Origin of the sequence: Streptomyces sp. NBC_00829, assembly GCF_045161795.1 — a bacterium.
Taxonomy (GTDB): Bacteria; Actinomycetota; Actinomycetes; order Streptomycetales; family Streptomycetaceae; genus Streptomyces.
Genome location: NZ_CP108867.1, coordinates 2,169,283 through 2,186,318 on the forward strand (window position 1 = coordinate 2,169,283; position 17,036 = coordinate 2,186,318).

Below are 17,036 nucleotides of genomic sequence, written 5' to 3' on the forward strand. Positions count from 1 at the left end.
AGCAACGTTAGTGATCAAGGGGCAGCGCTAGCCCGCTGCCTCTGCCGCGTCCCCGGCGACATCACGGGAAGCCCATATGTGTATGTACGAACGGTGAGTTGGGGCTTCGATCTCGCCTTCAGACTCGCCGGTGAGATAGATGCCGACGAGGGCACCCTCGGTCGGCGTCTCGTTCACGCCAGGGCCCTCCTCGGGCCCTTCTTGGTCCGGCCATTGGCCGGGACCGACGGTGCGGTCCACTCGGCGTCGAGTCCCTTCATTCGCCGAAGAGCACGGAGTCAGAGCACGGTGGCCAACAACGCTGCAGCTCAGACCGTCTGCAACAGCACTGGCACCCTCGCGACTTGAGATCGCGTCATGACGCAAACATCATCGCTGTGGACTCACTGTAACCCCTCGCCAACAGCTGGTCACCATCCGTGGTGCGGAAAATACACAGAAGACCATCAGACTTGGTGTCAAAGAGGTGATTCCATGGGACTATTGAGCCGCACTCGCTGTTGCCCGGGCATAGGAGACCGCCAACTCCTGCCCCAAGAACGGGGCGGCTGTGCAAGCTGACTAGCCATCAGGAATGAATGAAGTGGAAGGGAGAATTCGTGCCGCGAGACTCCGCTGTCGGCGCCGAGAGCGCGACAGAGAACGAGCGGTTCACGGTGACCCTAATCGTCGCAGCAGTACGGGCACTCGGAAGGATCATGCGCCTCACCGGCCACTCCAAGACCGATGCCATCAACCGTTCTGTGCAGGTCTATGCCTTCGTCCTCGAGCAGACCGCGCAGGACAAGGAACTGATGCTCCGCGGTATGGACGGCACCCTTGAGAAGGTGCATGTCCTCTAGTTGCCTGCACCGTGAATCCCAGAGTGGCCCTGCGGTCTCCGACCGCGGGGCCACTCTTCTGATCACACTGTGGCTCCTCAGCGGAAGCAGTAACGACCATCACGAAGGAAGCTCCGGTGACCGCGACGGCAGTCCCCCGAACTGGGGCAGCCAAGGCCCGATAGGTGAACCCATCGACGGCCGACTCGTGCAAGCGCCACCCAGGCACCTCTCTCCTCGCCCCGGCCTCCGCTCCCGGTATCGCCGTCTCCCGCGCCGGCCGACATGAGCGCACCAGGCGAAGTGCCCGTACGTAGTTCCAGCGGCGGGCGCCCACGTACGCCTCGCATCCAAGGCTGAGGGCCCGGAGACGGCCCAATGAACGTCGGCCCCCTATAACGCCAAAGGCGCTGATAGGGGGCCTGCTGCTGCCGGAAGACTGCAAGCTCTCCGGGCTTGGGCATGGTGGTACCCGTGTCGCAGAGATGGGAAGAGGGACCCGCCGCCCTGTGGACAACGAGCCCCTCACCAACGAACGCGCAGGTCAGCCCTGGCCCACGAAAATCACCATCAGCAGCCACACGACCGGCGCCGTCGGCAGCAGCGAGTCCAGCCGGTCCATGATGCCGCCGTGCCCCGGCAGCAGCGTGCCCATGTCCTTGATGCCGAGGTCCCGCTTGATCATCGACTCGCCCAGGTCGCCGAGTGTGGCACTGACCGCGACCGCGAAGCCGAGCAGCAGGCCCTGCCACCAGGTGCCGTCGTCGATGAGGAACTGCATACACAGCGCGCCCGCCGCCATCGCGAACGCCACCGCGCCGACCAGGCCCTCGCGGGTCTTGCCGGGGCTGATGCGCGGCGCGAGCTTGTGCTTGCCGAAGCGCCAGCCCACGGCGTACGCACCCGTGTCGCTGACCACGGTCAGCACCAGGAAGATGAGCACCCTCTGCGGACCGTCGTCGGCGGTGAGCATCATCGCCACGAACGTCGCCAGGAACGGAACGTAGAACGCCGCGAAGACGCCTGCCGTGACGTCCTTCAGATATCCCTCGGGAGGCTCCGTCATCCGCCAGACCAGCACCGCGAGCGCCGTGAGCGCCATGGCGACCCAGGCGCCCTCCGCACCGCGTACATAGCCGGCCACGACCATGGCCGCGCCACCCACCGCGAGCGGCACCAGCGGGGCCTTGATCTGCTTGCGCTCCTCGAGCCGCGAGGTCAGTTCCCACAGCCCGACGACGACGGCGACCGCTATCACGCCGACGAACACGGCCTTGACGATGAACAGCGACGCAACGATCACCGCGCCCAGGCCGACGCCCACCCCTATGGCCGCCCGCAGATCGCGGCCGGCCCTCTTCTTCTGCGGCGGCTCCGCTGCCGACGGCGGGGTGGGCATGGGCTCCTGCGGAATCTCGTCACGGAACAGGGGGCCGCTCGACGAAGCGGGCCCCCGGTCACGGTCGGCGCTCTGGTCGTGTTCGCCACGGTCTTCGGCGTCTCTACCTGCGTCGGGAAAGTCCGGCACGATGGGCATGGGCCGAGTCTGGTGTGCGTCATGCTCATCGTATGCGGGACCCGCCGGGGCAGGCCCCTGGTCGGGCGGTCCCCAGAAATCGGCTCTCGGCGGGGCCCCCCAGGAAGACTCGTTCATCAGACCTCGAGCAGCTCGGCTTCCTTGTGCTTGAGCAGCTCGTCCACCTGCGCGACGTACTTCGCGGTGGTGTCGTCGAGCTCCTTCTCCGCTCGGCGGCCCTCGTCCTCGCCGACCTCGCCGTCCTTGATCAGCTTGTCGATCGTCTCCTTGGCCTTGCGGCGCACGGAACGGATCGAGATCTTGGAGTCCTCGGCCTTGGTCTTGGCGACCTTGATGTACTCCTTGCGGCGGTCCTGCGTCAGTTCCGGGAACACCACACGGATGATGTTGCCGTCGTTGCTCGGGTTGACGCCGAGGTCGGAGTCGCGGATCGCCTGCTCGATGTTGCGCAGCGCGCTCTTGTCGAAGGGGGTCACCACGGCCATCCGCGCCTCGGGAACCGAGAACGAGGCCAGCTGGTTGATCGGGGTCAGCGCACCGTAGTAGTCCGCCACGATCTTGTTGAACATCGCCGGGTGCGCGCGTCCGGTGCGGATCGCGGCGAAGTCATCCTTGGCGACCAGGACGGCCTTCTCCATCTTCTCCTCGGCCTCGAGGAGGGTCTCTTCGATCACCACTTGCTCCTGCGTGTCTTGAGTGGGCCCTGTGTAGGACTGGGCCGGCGGAACCCTGTGTCGCGTCTTCCCTGCACGGTGTCCGACCGGCAGGACTTTGTCCATCCCACATGGGATCGAGGGATGTCCCCCGGGTCAGGCCCGGGTGCCCTGGTCGCTCACGAGCGTGCCGATCTTCTCACCCTTGACCGCCCGGGCGATATTGCCCTCGGTGAGCAATTCGAAGACCAGGATCGGAAGAGCGTTGTCGCGGCAGAGGGTGATGGCGGTCGCGTCGGCGACCTTGAGGTTCCGGGAGAGCACCTCGCCGTACTCCAGCGCGTCGAACTTCACCGCGTCGGGGTTGGTCTTGGGGTCGGAGTCGTAGACCCCGTCGACGCCGTTCTTGCCCATGAGCAGGGCCTCGGCGTCGATCTCCAGGGCGCGCTGCGCCGCCGTCGTGTCGGTGGAGAAGTACGGCATGCCCATGCCGGCGCCGAAGATGACGACGCGCCCCTTCTCCAGGTGGCGCACGGCCCGCAACGGGATGTACGGCTCCGCGACCTGCCCCATCGTGATGGCGGTCTGGACACGGGAGTCGATGCCCTCCTTCTCCAGGAAGTCCTGGAGAGCGAGGCAGTTCATCACCGTACCGAGCATGCCCATGTAGTCCGAGCGGGCCCGGTCCATGCCGCGCTGCTGCAGCTCGGCCCCGCGGAAGAAGTTGCCGCCGCCGATGACGACCGCGATCTCCGCGCCGTCGCGTACGACCGCGGCGATCTCGCGCGCGATGGCGTGTACGACGTCGGGGTCGACGCCGAGTCCACCGCCGCCCGCGAAGGCTTCACCGGACAGCTTCAGCATGAAGCGCCCGGCGTTCTTGACGTCGTGGTCGCTCTTGTTGTCGGCAGCCTGGTCGGCGTCCGCGCCCTTGTTCATGGAGATCTCCTCGTACACATACGAAGAAGGCCATTGCCGTGGGTGCTTATGTCCCTGTCGGCAATGGCCTCCTCGTCAGATCTGCGGTCGTTCGGCGCGAGCGCGACCGGCGACTGCGTAAGGAACCCTAGCGGGCTCCCGTGTCGATCGCTTACCGGGTCAGATGCCGACCTTGATGCGCGAGAAGCGCTTCAGCGTGACACCGGCCTCGTCCAGGACCTTCTGGACGGACTTCTTGTTGTCGAGCGCGTAGGGCTGGCCAAGAAGGGTGGCCTCCTTGAAGAAGCCGTTGACGCGACCCTCGACGATCTTCGGGAGGGCGGCCTCGGGCTTGCCCTCGGCGCGCGTGGTCTCCTCGGCGACACGGCGCTCGGACTCGACGACCTCGGCCGGGACGTCCTCACGCGAGAGGTACTTCGGCGCGAAGGCGGCGATGTGCTGCGCGATGCCCTTGGCGACCTCGGCGTTCGGCTTGTCGAGCTCGACAAGGACCCCGATCTGCGGCGGGAGGTCGGGCATGGTGCGGTGCATGTACGCCGTGACGTAGGCACCGGAGAACTGCGCGAAGCGGTCCAGGACGATCTTCTCGCCGAGGTTGGCGTTGGCCTCGTCGACATACGCCTGCACGGTCTTGCCGGCCTCGATCTCGGAGGCGAGCAGCGCGTCGATGTCGGCCGGGGAGGTCGCGGCGACATGAGCGGCGAGCGAGTTGGCGACAGCCTGGAACTTCTCACCCTTGGCGACGAAGTCCGTCTCGCACTTCAGCTCGACGATGACACCCGAGGTGTTGTCGTCGGCGATGAGGGAGACGACGGCGCCGTTCTCGGCGGAGCGGCCCTCGCGCTTGGCGACGCCCTTCTGGCCCTTGATGCGCAGCGCCTCGACGGCCTTGTCGACGCTGCCGTCGGCCTCGTCCAGGGCCTTCTTGCAGTCCATCATGCCGGCGCCGGTGAGCTCGCGGAGCTTTTTGACGTCAGCGGCGGTGTAGTTCGCCATGTCCTTGAATCTCTCTCGAAAGTCGAAAGTCGAAGATCTACGGGTGAGCGGCGGGGGCCGGCGCTTGTGGCACCGTCCCCCGCCGTCAACTACCGAACCTGTGCGGTCAGGCCTGCTCGGCGTCCGCGGCCGGCGCCTCTGCCGGAGCCTCGGCGGCAGGAGCCTCGGCCGGAGCCTCAGCAGCGGCCTCGGCCGGCTTCTCGGCCTCGGCGGCAGCGGCGGCCGGAGCCTCGGCGTCGTCGGCCTTCTTCTCGCCACCCTCGAGGAGGTCGCGCTCCCACTCGGCGAGGGGCTCGCCGACGGCCTTCTCGCCCGGCTTGGAGTCACCGGTGGCGACACCGGAACGGGCGATGAGGCCCTCGGCGACGGCGTCGGCGATCACACGGGTGAGCAGGGTGACGGAGCGGATCGCGTCGTCGTTGCCCGGGATCTTGTAGTCGACCTCGTCGGGGTCGCAGTTGGTGTCCAGGATCGCGACGACCGGGATGTGGAGCTTGCGCGCCTCACCGACGGCGATGTGCTCCTTCTTGGTGTCGACGATCCAGACGGCGCTGGGCACCTTCTGCATCTCGCGGATGCCACCGAGGGTCTTCTCCAGCTTTGCCTTCTCGCGGGAGAGGACCAGGAGCTCCTTCTTGGTGAGGCCGGACGCAGCCACATCCTCGAAGTCGATCTGCTCAAGCTCCTTCAGACGCTGAAGGCGCTTGTAGACGGTGGAGAAGTTGGTGAGCATGCCGCCCAGCCAGCGCTGGTTGACGTACGGCATGCCAACGCGCGTCGCCTGCTCGGCGATGGCCTCCTGGGCCTGCTTCTTGGTGCCGACGAACATGATGGAGCCGCCGTGGGCGACGGTCTCCTTGACGAACTCGTAGGCGCGGTCGATGTACGACAGCGACTGGAGCAGGTCGATGATGTAGATGCCGTTGCGCTCCGTGAAGATGAATCGCTTCATCTTCGGGTTCCAACGACGGGTCTGGTGACCGAAGTGGACGCCGCTTTCCAGCAGCTCCCGCATCGTGACGACGGCCATGGCCGTATCTCCTTGGGTTCTCGGTTATGTCCTGACGCCCCGTCGCGCCGTGCCACAAGGGACCGAGGAGCGCGGCCACCGACCTGAAGAGGGTGTGGTGGCGGGGCGTGCGAAGTCGACCCGGTGACCCGGATCGCCAGAAGAAGTGTACGGGACCCGCGCGGTGCCGGGTGACGGCGCTGTCCACAACCGTTCGGTACTCCACAGATAGGGCTCATGATCCACTCGGCAGCCGGGTTCTGAGGGACGGTCTGTGCCATGAACCGACGACTTCTCGCTGTGATCGCGTGCCTGCTCTGCGTGGCCTCTGGCAAGGCCCGGGCCGACGGCCCGGGTGAGGGGAGCTGGCCGCTGGGGCCTCCACGTCCCGCGGTCGTGCGCGGCTGGGAACCGCCGTCCTCGGTGTACGGGCCGGGGCACCGCGGGGTGGATCTGGCCGCCGCACCGGGCGCCGCCGTGCGGGCCGCGGCGGCGGGCCGGGTCTCTTTCGCGGGCCGGGTCGCGGGCCGCGGCGTGCTCACGATCACCCTCACCGGTACGGGCGACCCGCCCCTGCGCACGACCTACGAGCCGGTCCGCGCGGCGGTGCCCGCGGGTACGGAGGTGAGCGCGGGCCAGGTCGTGGCGACGGTCGAGCCGGGGCCGTCGCACTGCGCGGCGGGGTGCCTGCACTGGGGGCTGTTGCGCGGGCCCGCCTATCTGGACCCGCTGTCCCTGCTCCCGCCGCGCCTTCTGCGCCGGGCCCCGTCCCGGCTGCTGCCGGTGTTCGGTGTGCCTGTGCCCGAGTCGGGTGCCGTCGCCCCGGCCGCCCCCTTGCTCGCGGGCGCGGGCGCTGGCGCGGGCGCTGGCGGGGGCGCCGGCGCGGGCGGGGCGCTGTACGCGGCGGGGCTCCTGGCAGCGGTCCTTGTCGTGCGGCGAGCGAAGCCGGCGAGGCAGGTGCGACAAGGGCGACGGGCGGAAATCGTGTCGGGCCCGCCTGACATGTCCGGGGTCAGCCCCGAACGCCTCTCAGCGCCATCGAGACGGCCGCATCTGCGATCGCCTGCTGATCCTCCGCCGCGCCGATCTCGATCCGGCGAACCGCGGCGTCCACGACACCCTGCAGCAGCATCGCCGCGAGCCGGGACTGCTCCTGGCCCAGTTCGCCCAGCGCTTCCACGATCATCGCGATCAGGCCGCCGTGCGCGGCACGGATCTTCTCTCGTGCCCCTGCGTCCAGCTCACTCGCGGAGATCGCGACAACGGCCCGGTGCCGCCGGTCCCCCACGAGCTCCAGCTGCTTGCGCACATACGCCTCGACCTTGCCCTCGGCCGTGTCCGCCTGCTGCATGGCTGCCTCGACCTCCGCCGCCCAGACGGGGAAGTCGACCGCACACAGCTCTTCGACGACGGCGGCTCGGGACCGGAAGTACTCGTAGACGGAAGACCGGGCAAGGCCCGTGCGCTCGGCGAGGGCGGGGAAGGTCAGCGCCTCCGTACCGCCCTCCGACAGCAGGGAACGCGCGGCGTCCAGCAAGGCGCCTCGCTGCATCGTCCGGTGCTCGGCCACGGAGGCCGCTCGAATCCTGGGCACGCCTCCACTCTACGGATGTCCGCACTGGCGGTAGGACGATTCCGCTTCAGCGCCCGACGTCGGCCAGCTTCGCCCGCAGCTGGAGCACCGACTTTGTGTGGATCTGGCTGACCCTGCTCTCGGTGACGCCGAGGACATGGCCGATCTCGGCGAGCGTGAGGCCCTCGTAGTAGTAGAGGGTGACGACGGTCTTCTCCCGCTCCGGCAGGGTGTTGATGGCGCGAGCGAGCAGCCTGCGCAACTCCCGGTCCTCGGCCACCTCGACGGGGTTGTCGGCGGCCGTGTCCTCAAGGGTGTCCATCAGGCTGAGCCGGTCGCCGCCCTCGCCTCCGGCGTGCAGCAGCTCCTCAAGAGCCACCACGTTCGCCAGCGACAGCTGGCTGAACACCGCGTGCAGTTCCTCGACCGCGATCCCCATCTCGGCGGCGACCTCGCCTTCCGACGGCGTACGCCTCAGCTGCGCCTCAAGGGTGGCGTAGGCGCGCTCCACGGCCCTGGCCTTCTGCCGCACGGAGCGGGGGATCCAGTCCAGGGCACGCAGTTCGTCGATCATCGCGCCACGGATCCGGGTGATCGCGTACGTCTCGAACTTGATGGAGCGATCGATGTCGAACTTCTCGATGGCGTCGATGAGTCCGAAGACTCCCGAGGAGACGAAGTCCGCCTGCTCCACATTGGACGGCAGCCCCACGCTCACCCGGCCCGCGACGTACTTCACCAGCGGTGAGTAGTGCAGGATCAACTGCTCCCGCAGCCGCTCGTCACCCGTGGCCTTGTACGACCGCCACAGCTCGTCGAGCGACGAGGGCGCGGGGGGCCGCACGGTGCCACGGGCAGCGGGTGGCACGGCCGCGCGGTCAGACCCGGAGGTGTGCTGGGGCATGCGTCGCCTTGAGCCGTTCTGCTGTATGGGGGGAGGGAGAGATGCGTCTGGGCCGGAATTCTGGTGAGCGTAGCGTGACTGTGGTGTCGCGGTGAGCGAAGGACGAGGGACGGGTCCTTTGCGGGTATCAGCTGTCGCCCGCACCTTCGAACGGGCGCCGGCACCGTGCTCGCCGGCCCCTCATGCGTTACCGACAGGGCTGCAAAGGTCATCGCCATTACCTTTTCACCCGAATGCTCCAGGTCAAGGATCGCCTCGCCGCGCGTTCGATCCGCGGATGGCGGCGTGCGTCAACCGCCATCCATCGCCCTGCCGCTCGACGAACCCCAGAGCGTGCAGTTCGTACAGTCTGCCGATCGTCTCGTCGAGCGTCGTCCCGGCGGCCAGGGCCGCCCGGTCCCCGTGGATCGTGCCCCGGGCCGGAAGGGCCTCCAGGACCCGGGCGCTCACCGGGTCCAGCAGATCCCTGGGGAGCACGGGACCGTGCCGCGCGGGCGCCAGATCGCCGATGTTCCCCACCAGCTCGGCCACTTCGTCGGCGTCGGTGACCAGCACGGCCTCACCGCGCAGCAGTTCGTGCACACCCGCAGAGAGCCCGCTGGTCACCGGCCCCGGAACCCCTATCGTGAAGCGGCCCAGCTTCTGTGCGCTGCGCGCCGTGGCCAGCGAACCGCTGCGGTATTCGGCCTCGACGACCACCGTGCCCCTGGTGAGCGCGGCAATGACACGGTTGCGCAGAACGAATCTGCTCGGCGTGGGATGGTCGCCCGGCGGCAACTCCCCGATGACGAGTCCCTGTTCGGCGATGCGCCCGATCAACTCGGCATGACCTCGTGGATAGACGACATCGACTCCACAGGCCAGCACGGCCACGGTGGCCCCGCCCGAGGCCATCGCTCCCCGGTGTGCCGAGCCGTCGACCCCGAAGGCGGCGCCGGACACCACGACCCAGCCCCGCTCCGCGAGTCCCGACCCAAGCGTGGCCGCCATATGCGCCCCATACGGCGTGCAGGCCCGTGCGCCAACGACCGCGACCGAGCGCAGCGCCCATTTCCGCAGGTCGGCCGGGCCTCGCACCCAGAGCCCGATGGGTCTGGCGGTGCCGAGATCGTCGAGTTGGGTCGGCCACTCCTGGTCTCCCGGGCAGACGAAGCGCCCTCCGACCGCCGTGACCGCGGCCAGATCCCGTTCGGGGTCGGCCGCCGTCGCCCGTAACCGATAGCCCGCGAGCCGCCGGGTCGTGGCGCCGGTGAGCCCGGTGTCCTCGTGGTCGGGTGCGGTGAGCCGCGCCATGAGCCCGCCGGCCCCGAACTCGCGCAGCCACCGTCCGCCGTGCTCGTCACCGGGCTCGATCACCCTCGTGAGCGCGGCCCGCGCGATCCGCTCCGGCTCCCGTTCACCCGAGCGGGCCCCTTCCGTTTCCGTCCTCCCGGCCCGCCCCCTCACAGCAGTCCCTTCCACCGTCCCGGCCCGCCCCCTCACGACTGCCTCTTGTGGCTGGCCGGGCTCTCGGGCCCGGCCCAGCCCCGCTCCCCCGCCCCTCACAGCCCTCCCGCGCCGGCCGGCAGGGGCGCACCCCGCGCGATGCCGGTACGCAGTTCGAGGGCCAGGCCGACGTCGCAGGCCTGTGGCCGGTCCCGGCCCGCGAGATCCGCGATCGTCCACGCGACCCTGAGCACACGGTCGAGGCCGCGCGCCGTGAGCAGTCCGCGCTCCATGTCCCGCTCCGCGGCGGCCAGCGCCCCGGGGGCGACCAGCCAGCGGGTCCGCAGCTCATGGCCCGGCACCTCGCTGTTCACCCTCCACGGTGTGCCCCGCAGCCGAGCGGCCGCCCGCTCCCTCGCCGACCGGACCCGGGCCGCCACGGTCGCCGTGTCCTCGCCCCGTCCGCCCCCGCACAGCAGATCGCCGCGGCTGACGGGCTCGACCCGAACACGCAGATCCACCCGGTCGAGAAGCGGCCCGGACAGCCGCGCCTGATACCGGCGGATCGCCGAAGGAGGGCACTCGCACCCCGCGCCCTGCAGGGTGTGCCGCCCGCAGGGGCAGGGATTGGCGGCCAGGACCATCAGAAAGCGAGCCGGCAGCCGCACCACTCCGGCGCTGCGCGCCACCACCACCTGCCCGGACTCCAGCGGCTGCCGCAGGGCGTCCAGCGCCTTACCCGAGAACTCGGGGGTCTCATCGAGGAACAAAACTCCCCGGTGGGCCAGAGACACGGCTCCCGGCCTCGGCAGGCCGTTGCCCCCGCCGACGAGCGACTGCATCGTCGCCGAGTGGTGCGGCGCGCAGTACGGAGCCGAACGCACCAGGGGCTCGCCCGGCGGCAGGATGCCCGCCACCGAGTGCACCGCGGTGACTTCCAGGGACTCCCGCCTGGTCAGCGGTGGCAGCAACCCGGGCAGCCGCTCGGCCAGCATCGTCTTGCCCGCGCCCGGCGGCCCGTGCAGCAGCAGATGATGGCCACCCGCCGCGGCGACCTCCAGCGCGCAGCGGGCCGCGTGCTGGCCCGCGACATCGGCGAGGTCCGGCCCGTCCGATAGTTCTCTCGCGAGCCCCGCGCCCACTCCCGTTCCCGGGACCATCAGTCCGGCCAGCATCGGGTCGGGGCTGCCCTCGGGAAGCGGCTCCTCCTCGGGCACCGGTTCATTGGTCAGCACAGCGATGAGCTGCCGCAGACTGCGCACGCCGAGCACGGAGACCCCGGGAACCAGCGATGCCTCCCCCGCGGTCTGCTCCGGGACCACCACCTGCCGATACCCCGCCTCGGCTGCGGCGAGGACGGCCGGCAGCACCCCGCGGACCGGCCGCACCCGTCCGTCCAGGCCCAGCTCCCCGATCAGCACCAGATCGGCGATGGCCCGGGGATCGATACGCTCGGCCGCGCCGAGCACCGCGCAGGCCACGGCAAGATCGAATCCGCTTCCGCTCTTGGGCACGGACGCCGGGCTGAGTCCCACGGTCAGTTTCTTCTGCGGCCAGTCGGCGCCGGAATTCACCACGGCCGCCCTGACTCTGTCCCGGCTCTCCACCAAGCTCTTGTCCGGAAGCCCCACCAGCGCGAACGCTGCCACACCCGGCTCCAGATCCGCCTGGACCTCGACGACCACGCCCTCGACGCCCACCAGCGCCACGGAGCACGCACGCGCGAACCCCATCAGGCCACCCCCCGCGCATGTTCGACCAGGGGTGCTCCGCGCCGGGGCAGTACGACTCCCACGAGATCGATGCGCACGCCACCGGGCGGTGGCTCGCCGTGCCGGTCCAGCCAGCATTCGGCGAGCCGTCTCAGCCGCTCCGCCTTCCTCGGCGTCACCGCGGCCATCGGATGCTCGAACAGGCCCGCTCTGCGGGTCTTCACCTCGCAGACGACCACCGTGTCGCCGTCGCGGGCCACGATGTCGATCTCACCGGCCCGCCCGCAGCGCCAGTTCCGGGCGAGAACCGTCATGCCGGCCCCGGTCAGCAGCCGCGCCGCCAGATCCTCGCCGTACCGCCCCAGTGCCCCCGTCGCGTTCATATCGGCACCACCTCCGGCACCGACTCTGACGCGTCAGATCCTCACATGTGGATCTTGGTGGACAACCCGTCCACTGTGGATAACTCAGCCACCCGGAAGTTCGAGATCGCTCTTGTTGAGCTCCTCGATGTTCACGTCCTTGAATGTGAGCACCCGCACCTGTTTGACGAACCTGGCCGGTCGGTACATGTCCCAGACCCAGGCGTCCGCCATCGAGACCTCGAAGAAGACCTCGCCCTGAACCGAATGCACCTGCATCTCGTAGTCATTGGTGAGGTAGAAGCGACGCTCGGTCTCGATCACGTATTTGAACAGCCCGACGACGTCTCGGTACTCCCGGTAGAGCTTCAGCTCCATCTCGGTCTCGTACTTTTCGAGGTCCTCGGCGCTCATGGCATGTTCCCCTTCAGCCGTGCGTCCCCCTATTGTGCGCCAGCCCCCTGCGTCCCTAGACGATTTCGGGGGCCAGGACCACCGGCGTACTCGGAGGACCCTCGTCGAGCAGCGTGCGAAGCAGCTCGGCGAGCCTGGTCGGATACACCGTCTCACGCGCCGCCGACAGTTCGGCGGACGTCCACCACCTCAGACCCGCGACACTGCGCCGCTCAAGTTCGGTCAGCCCGCTCGTAGCGGTCGCCGTCTGCGCGGTACGTGCCAGGAAGTACCACTCGTCCTGGTTCCAGCGCCGCCCGTCGAAGGGAAACGAGCAGATCCTCCTCCACAGCACCGGCCCGAGCTCGACCTCCGTGATCCCGGTCTCCTCGGCCAGCTCGCGCAGCGCGGCCTGCTCCCGGGTCTCGTCACCCTCCAGTCCGCCGCCCGGCGTGAACCACCAGCGGTCGGCCGGGTCCTCCGGCTCGAAGCCGTGCATCAGCAGCACGCGGTCCTGCGGATCGAGCAGGACGACCCGGGCGACCCTTCGCAGCCCGCCAGGAACATCCTCGGCGCCCGCGGCGCCGTCAGCCGACACCGGCTGCCGCCTTGCTCCGTCCGCCGCCCGGCGCCCCGCTCCGCTTCCCGGAGACCTTCCGCGCGATCGGCCCGTATGCCGCTCCCCCCACGATCAGCAGGGCTCCGGCGACAATCGACGCCAGCATCAGCTTCACCGGGCCGGGCTGCGAGACTCCGCCGGGCAGTGCGGCGAAGCCGTCGGGCCGGTCCACCAGGCCGCCGTCCAGGGGCCAGGCCACGGCGTCCAATCGGGCCTCCACGGCCGAGCGCGGCACGGCCCCGTGTCCGGGGTCCTCAAGGTGCACACGCGAGTCCAGCGAGCCCATGCGCTCGTCGCCCAGCATGAACAGCTGTCCCTCGGGCACCGACGCCGTGAAGCTGTTCGAGGCGGGTCCCTTGGTGCGCAGATACGGTTCCTCGATCGCCTTGCCGTTGACGGTCAGCTTGCCGCCCTCAACGCAGCAGGCGATCGTGTCGCCGCCCACACCGACCACACGCTTCACCATCGGCATGTCGCCCCACTGCTTGTCGCGGAAGACGACGATGTCCCCGCGCCGCACTTCGTCGCCGTCTATCCGCTGGGCCAGTACCCGGTCGCCCGGCCCGACGGTCGGCGTCATCGAGTCGGTGGGCACGGTGTACGGCTGGTACACCACGGCCCCCCAGATGAACCCTCCGAGGAAGAGCACACAGCCGACGGCCACGGCCAGACCCGACAAAGCATTGCCGAGCCGGCCGCGGCCGTCTTCCGTACGTCCTGTTCCGCTCATCCCAGCGCTCCCCACTTCGGAGATTCGGTCCCCGGGAATCCTGCCCCGGGGATCGGCGATCTGGGACGGCACCCTACCCGGCAGTACGCCCGGAGGTCTGCCTCTGCCGGCGCCAGAGCACGAGCGGCAGCGCTCCGGCGAGGCCCAGAGCCATCGGCGCGGCCGAGCCGGCGACGGCAGCGGCACTGTTGATGCCGGGCTGGTCGAAGGTGGAGGGCACCGGCAGCGTGGCCCAGCGGTTGATCGGCCAGGCCACCACCACGGCGCGTCCGACGACCTTGTCGACCGGCACGAAGCCGCTGTTCGCGTCCTCCATGTGGTACCGGGAGTCGCGGGAGTTCTGGCGGTGGTCGCCCATCACCCAGATCCGGTCCTTGGGCACCTTGAACGGTCCGAAGGGCTGGTCGTCACAGGGGGTGTCGCCCGGGTAGATGTACGGCTCGTCGAGCGCCTTGCCGTTGACCTTGACCGGTCCGCCCCTCTTGCACTCCACCGTGTCGCCGGCGACCGCGATCGTCCGCTTGATCAGGTCCTTCTCCTCGGACGAGGGCATCAGGCCGATGAAGCTGAGGAACTTCTGGACGGCGTTCGGGTCGGGGGTGGGCTCACCGTCAAGCCAGCCGCCCGGGTCGTGGAAGACGACGACCTCTCCGCGCTCGGGCTCGGAGCCGAACCACGGGGTGAGCTTGTCGACGAGTACCCGGTCACCGCGCTGAAGGGTGTTCTGCATCGAGTCCGAGGGGATCGAGAACGCCTGGACCAGGAAGGTCTTGATGAGAAGCGCGAGGATCAGCGCGATACCGATCAGGAGCGGCAGTTCCTTCCAGAAGGATCGCTGCTTCTTCTGTGCCGTACCACTGGCCTCGGAGGAGCCGCCCTCAGCTCCCCGGGTGCTTTCGCTGTCCACGGTGCCCGTCCCCGGCATTCGCGTCGCCGAATCGTCCGTCAAGGCTGCGGGGGCCTTGGCCGGATTCCCCGGCCTGTCCTCCGGCTCGTCGTGTCCGGATCGTGCGCCGAGCGCCACATCCCCCACATCCACTCCTCACTCCGTGCGAACCGCCTGCCCCGGACTCGGAGCAGGCCCACCACTCCCATAACGAGCGGGAGTTCCGCAGGGCTCGGGAGCAGGACCATTCCGTTGAGATCCTGAGGTGACACCCTATTCGACGGGTGGAGTGCCGCGTTCGAACCGGCACGCCCGTCCGGCACGGTCACGTAGGTCCCCGGCTCCTCCAGCTTGCGCCAGTGGCTGAACGGCCAGGCGATGACGACCGCGCGTCCGACGACCTGTTCCTCCGAGACGGTGCCGTCGCCCGCCTCGTCGAGATGGAAGCGCGAGTCGGCCGAGTTGGACCGGTGGTCGCCCATGACGAAGATCCGGCCCTTCGGCACCTGGACGTCGAACTTCAGGGTCGAGGGAGCGTTTCCGGGGTTCAGATACGGCTCGATGAGCGGTACGGCGTTGACGGTGACCCGGCCGTCCTTGTCGCAGCAGACCACATGGTCGCCGCCGACCGCGACCACCCGTTTGATCAGGTCCTGTTCGTCGTCGGAGGGCAGGAGTCCGATGAAGGTCAGCCCCAGCTTGGCCTGCTTGACGCCGATCACGTCGTCCTTCTGCTTCTCCGACGGCGGCAGCCAGCCCCCCGGGTCCCTGAAGACGACGACATCTCCCCGCGCGGGCTTGGAGCCGAACCACGGGGTGAACTTGTCCACGAGCACACGGTCCTGGATCCGGATCGTCTGCTCCATGGAGCCCGAGGGGATCACAAAGGCCTGCACCAGGAATGTCTTCAGCACCAGGGCAATCATCAGCGCCACCGTGATCAGGATGGGTATCTCCTTCACGGCGGAGCGACGGCGCTTGCGCTTGACCTTCAGGGCGAGCCGGCGCCTCTCGGCCCGGCCCGGCAGCGTCCGTGTGCCGTTGGTCGGACGGGTCCCGGTGGGCAGCCGGGTGTCCGCGCGGTGGCTCGCTCGACGCCCGCGGTTACCCATGGGCGCCGCCCGGCATTCGATCCGCCTCCGGAACGCGCGCGAAGACGTCGCGGCGCTCCAGCGATGTCCAGCGGCCGACGGGCCAGCCGACCCACTCCGCGCGGCCGATCACCCTGTCGACGGGCACCATGCCCCCGCCGGGCTCCCCGAGATGGTCCCGGGAGTCCCTGGACTTGCTCCGGTGGTCCCCCATGACCCACAGAGTGCCCTGAGGGACGACGACATCGAAGGGGACCTCGGACGGAACGTCGCCGGGATGCAGATACTCCTCGTCGACGGGTTCGCCGTTCACCTGGACTCTTCCCCCCTTGTCGCAGCAGACCACACGGTCGCCGCCGACACCGATCACGCGCTTCACGAAGTCGGTCTCGTCCGGCTCGGCCAGCCCCAGCTCCGCGAGCAGGCCGCGCGTCAGGGCGCTGACCGGGTTCTCCTCCAGCCCCTCCTGCACAAAGGATCCCGTGCCGTCGAAGACGACCGCATCCCCGCGCTCGGGCCCGGAACCGAAACGGTACGCCAACTTGTTGACGAGCACCCGGTCGCCGACCTCAAGACCCGGCTCCATGGAGCTGCTCGGGATCTGGAACGGCTGCATCACGAAGTGGCTGAAGAGCAGCACGACCACGGTGCAGACGAGACCGAGCAGCCCGGCCCCGCGCCAGGACATCCCGGAGAGTCGTTTACCCAGCCCTCCCGGGGGGCGCGACGAACGCACAGAGCGCGACCCCTCTCCCTCTTCCCCGGCTTCGGGGGCGGAAGAGCGGTCGCGCTCCATGTACTTCGCTTCGGTGTCCATCGGGGTCAGAGCCTATCCGGCCGCCCTGTGAGCACGGGGTTAGTGTGACCCGTTGTGAGCGGAAGCTCAGGCCCGAAGGATCAAGCGCGCGTACGAGCCGAGGCTCAGTTGTCGCGCTTCTCCTTGATCTTGGCGGCCTTGCCGCGCAGGTCACGGAGGTAGTAGAGCTTCGCGCGGCGGACGTCACCGCGGGTGACGAGCTCGATCTTCTCGAAGATCGGGCTGTGCACCGGGAAGGTGCGCTCGACGCCGACGGAGAAGGAGACCTTGCGGACCGTGAAGGTCTCGCTGACGCCCGAGCCCTGGCGGCGGATGACAACGCCCTTGAACTGCTGGATACGCGAGCGGTTGCCCTCGATGACGCGCACGTGCACGTTCACCGTGTCGCCGGGACGGAAGGCGGGGACGTCGCTGCGCAGCGAAGCCGCGTTGACGTTGTCGAGCAGGTGAGACATGTGGGTCTGCTTCCTCGCCGATGCCACAGGTCATCAGCGGAATGATCGGGATGAGAGTCAGGGTGCTGTTCACGTCGGGCGAGCGTCGTTCCCCCTGTGGCAGGGGCGCCGGCT

Annotated in this window: 18 protein-coding genes and 2 pseudogenes; 2 read left to right on the plus strand and 18 right to left on the minus strand. The window is 69.0% G+C overall.

Annotated elements, in window-relative coordinates:
- Nucleotides 1–27: 27 nt before the first annotated feature.
- On the minus strand, nt 28–177 hold the full coding sequence (locus OG293_RS08815) for a hypothetical protein (RefSeq protein ID WP_405998215.1): 150 nt from the start codon (nt 175–177) through the stop codon (nt 28–30).
- Between the two features lie 422 nt (nt 178–599).
- Between OG293_RS08815 and OG293_RS08820 the strand changes: the two genes are divergently transcribed.
- Entirely contained in the window at nt 600–842 is a 243-nt protein-coding gene (locus tag OG293_RS08820; protein WP_405998216.1) for a hypothetical protein, read from the plus strand.
- A gap of 523 nt (nt 843–1,365) precedes the next feature.
- On the opposite strand, the gene OG293_RS08825 is transcribed toward OG293_RS08820, so the two are convergent.
- The 5 genes from OG293_RS08825 to rpsB all read right to left on the minus strand — a co-directional run bounded on the left by OG293_RS08825 (nt 1,366) and on the right by rpsB (nt 5,976).
- Complete coding sequence (locus OG293_RS08825) at nt 1,366–2,475, minus strand: phosphatidate cytidylyltransferase (RefSeq protein WP_405998217.1); 1,110 nt, start codon at nt 2,473–2,475, stop codon at nt 1,366–1,368.
- A complete protein-coding gene (frr, locus tag OG293_RS08830) occupies nt 2,475–3,032 on the minus strand; it encodes a ribosome recycling factor (protein WP_405998218.1) in 558 nt (185 codons plus the stop codon). Before frr ends, OG293_RS08825 begins: the two co-directional genes overlap by 1 nt.
- A gap of 135 nt (nt 3,033–3,167) precedes the next feature.
- Complete coding sequence (gene pyrH / locus OG293_RS08835; protein ID WP_405998219.1) at nt 3,168–3,950, minus strand: UMP kinase; 783 nt, start codon at nt 3,948–3,950, stop codon at nt 3,168–3,170.
- Nucleotides 3,951–4,109: 159 nt separating this feature from the next.
- Complete coding sequence (gene tsf, locus OG293_RS08840) at nt 4,110–4,946, minus strand: translation elongation factor Ts (protein ID WP_405998220.1); 837 nt, start codon at nt 4,944–4,946, stop codon at nt 4,110–4,112.
- A gap of 106 nt (nt 4,947–5,052) precedes the next feature.
- A complete protein-coding gene (gene rpsB / locus OG293_RS08845) occupies nt 5,053–5,976 on the minus strand; it encodes a 30S ribosomal protein S2 (protein WP_405998221.1) in 924 nt (307 codons plus the stop codon).
- A gap of 258 nt (nt 5,977–6,234) precedes the next feature.
- On the opposite strand from rpsB, the pseudogene OG293_RS08850 reads away from it, so the two are divergent.
- A pseudogene (locus tag OG293_RS08850) lies at nt 6,235–6,624 on the plus strand (peptidoglycan DD-metalloendopeptidase family protein); the annotation flags it as partial.
- A 343-nt stretch (nt 6,625–6,967) separates the two neighbouring features.
- On the opposite strand, the gene OG293_RS08855 reads toward OG293_RS08850, so the two are convergent.
- From OG293_RS08855 to rplS, 12 genes and pseudogenes are all read right to left on the minus strand, one after another.
- Nucleotides 6,968–7,525, minus strand: coding sequence for a TetR/AcrR family transcriptional regulator (locus tag OG293_RS08855; RefSeq protein WP_406003542.1), 558 nt, complete (start codon nt 7,523–7,525; stop codon nt 6,968–6,970).
- Between the two features lie 70 nt (nt 7,526–7,595).
- Nucleotides 7,596–8,432, minus strand: a complete 837-nt coding sequence (gene whiG / locus OG293_RS08860) for an RNA polymerase sigma factor WhiG (protein WP_405998222.1) — start codon at nt 8,430–8,432, stop codon at nt 7,596–7,598.
- Nucleotides 8,433–8,675: 243 nt separating this feature from the next.
- On the minus strand, nt 8,676–9,878 hold the full coding sequence (dprA, locus tag OG293_RS08865) for a DNA-processing protein DprA (protein ID WP_405998223.1): 1,203 nt from the start codon (nt 9,876–9,878) through the stop codon (nt 8,676–8,678).
- A 95-nt stretch (nt 9,879–9,973) separates the two neighbouring features.
- On the minus strand, nt 9,974–11,590 hold the full coding sequence (locus OG293_RS08870) for a YifB family Mg chelatase-like AAA ATPase (protein WP_405998224.1): 1,617 nt from the start codon (nt 11,588–11,590) through the stop codon (nt 9,974–9,976).
- Nucleotides 11,590–11,952 carry a YraN family protein gene (locus OG293_RS08875; RefSeq protein WP_405998225.1) on the minus strand — a complete coding sequence of 121 codons (363 nt, stop codon included), beginning with the start codon at nt 11,950–11,952 and terminating at the stop codon, nt 11,590–11,592. Before OG293_RS08875 ends, OG293_RS08870 begins: the two co-directional genes overlap by 1 nt.
- Nucleotides 11,953–12,036: 84 nt before the next feature.
- Complete coding sequence (locus tag OG293_RS08880; RefSeq protein ID WP_003965949.1) at nt 12,037–12,345, minus strand: DUF2469 domain-containing protein; 309 nt, start codon at nt 12,343–12,345, stop codon at nt 12,037–12,039.
- Nucleotides 12,346–12,400: 55 nt separating this feature from the next.
- Entirely contained in the window at nt 12,401–12,922 is a 522-nt protein-coding gene (locus OG293_RS08885) for an NUDIX hydrolase (RefSeq protein WP_405998226.1), read from the minus strand.
- The gene (gene lepB / locus OG293_RS08890) at nt 12,912–13,673 is read right to left on the minus strand and encodes a signal peptidase I (RefSeq protein ID WP_405998227.1); all 762 of its coding nucleotides are present in this window, start codon (nt 13,671–13,673) and stop codon (nt 12,912–12,914) included. Before lepB (OG293_RS08890) ends, OG293_RS08885 begins: the two co-directional genes overlap by 11 nt.
- 73 nt (nt 13,674–13,746) lie before the next feature.
- A complete protein-coding gene (gene lepB, locus OG293_RS08895; RefSeq protein WP_405998228.1) occupies nt 13,747–14,697 on the minus strand; it encodes a signal peptidase I in 951 nt (316 codons plus the stop codon).
- Nucleotides 14,648–15,671 (minus strand): annotated as a pseudogene (gene lepB, locus OG293_RS08900) (signal peptidase I); the annotation flags it as partial. The gene lepB (OG293_RS08895) and the pseudogene lepB (OG293_RS08900), both read right to left, overlap by 50 nt.
- The gene (gene lepB, locus OG293_RS08905; RefSeq protein WP_405998229.1) at nt 15,664–16,467 is read right to left on the minus strand and encodes a signal peptidase I; all 804 of its coding nucleotides are present in this window, start codon (nt 16,465–16,467) and stop codon (nt 15,664–15,666) included. The gene lepB (OG293_RS08905) and the pseudogene lepB (OG293_RS08900), both read right to left, overlap by 8 nt.
- Before the next feature lie 104 nt (nt 16,468–16,571).
- Nucleotides 16,572–16,922: a 50S ribosomal protein L19 gene (gene rplS, locus OG293_RS08910; RefSeq protein WP_405998230.1), complete on the minus strand. Its 351-nt coding sequence runs from the start codon at nt 16,920–16,922 to the stop codon at nt 16,572–16,574.
- Between the last annotated feature and the right edge of the window lie 114 nt (nt 16,923–17,036).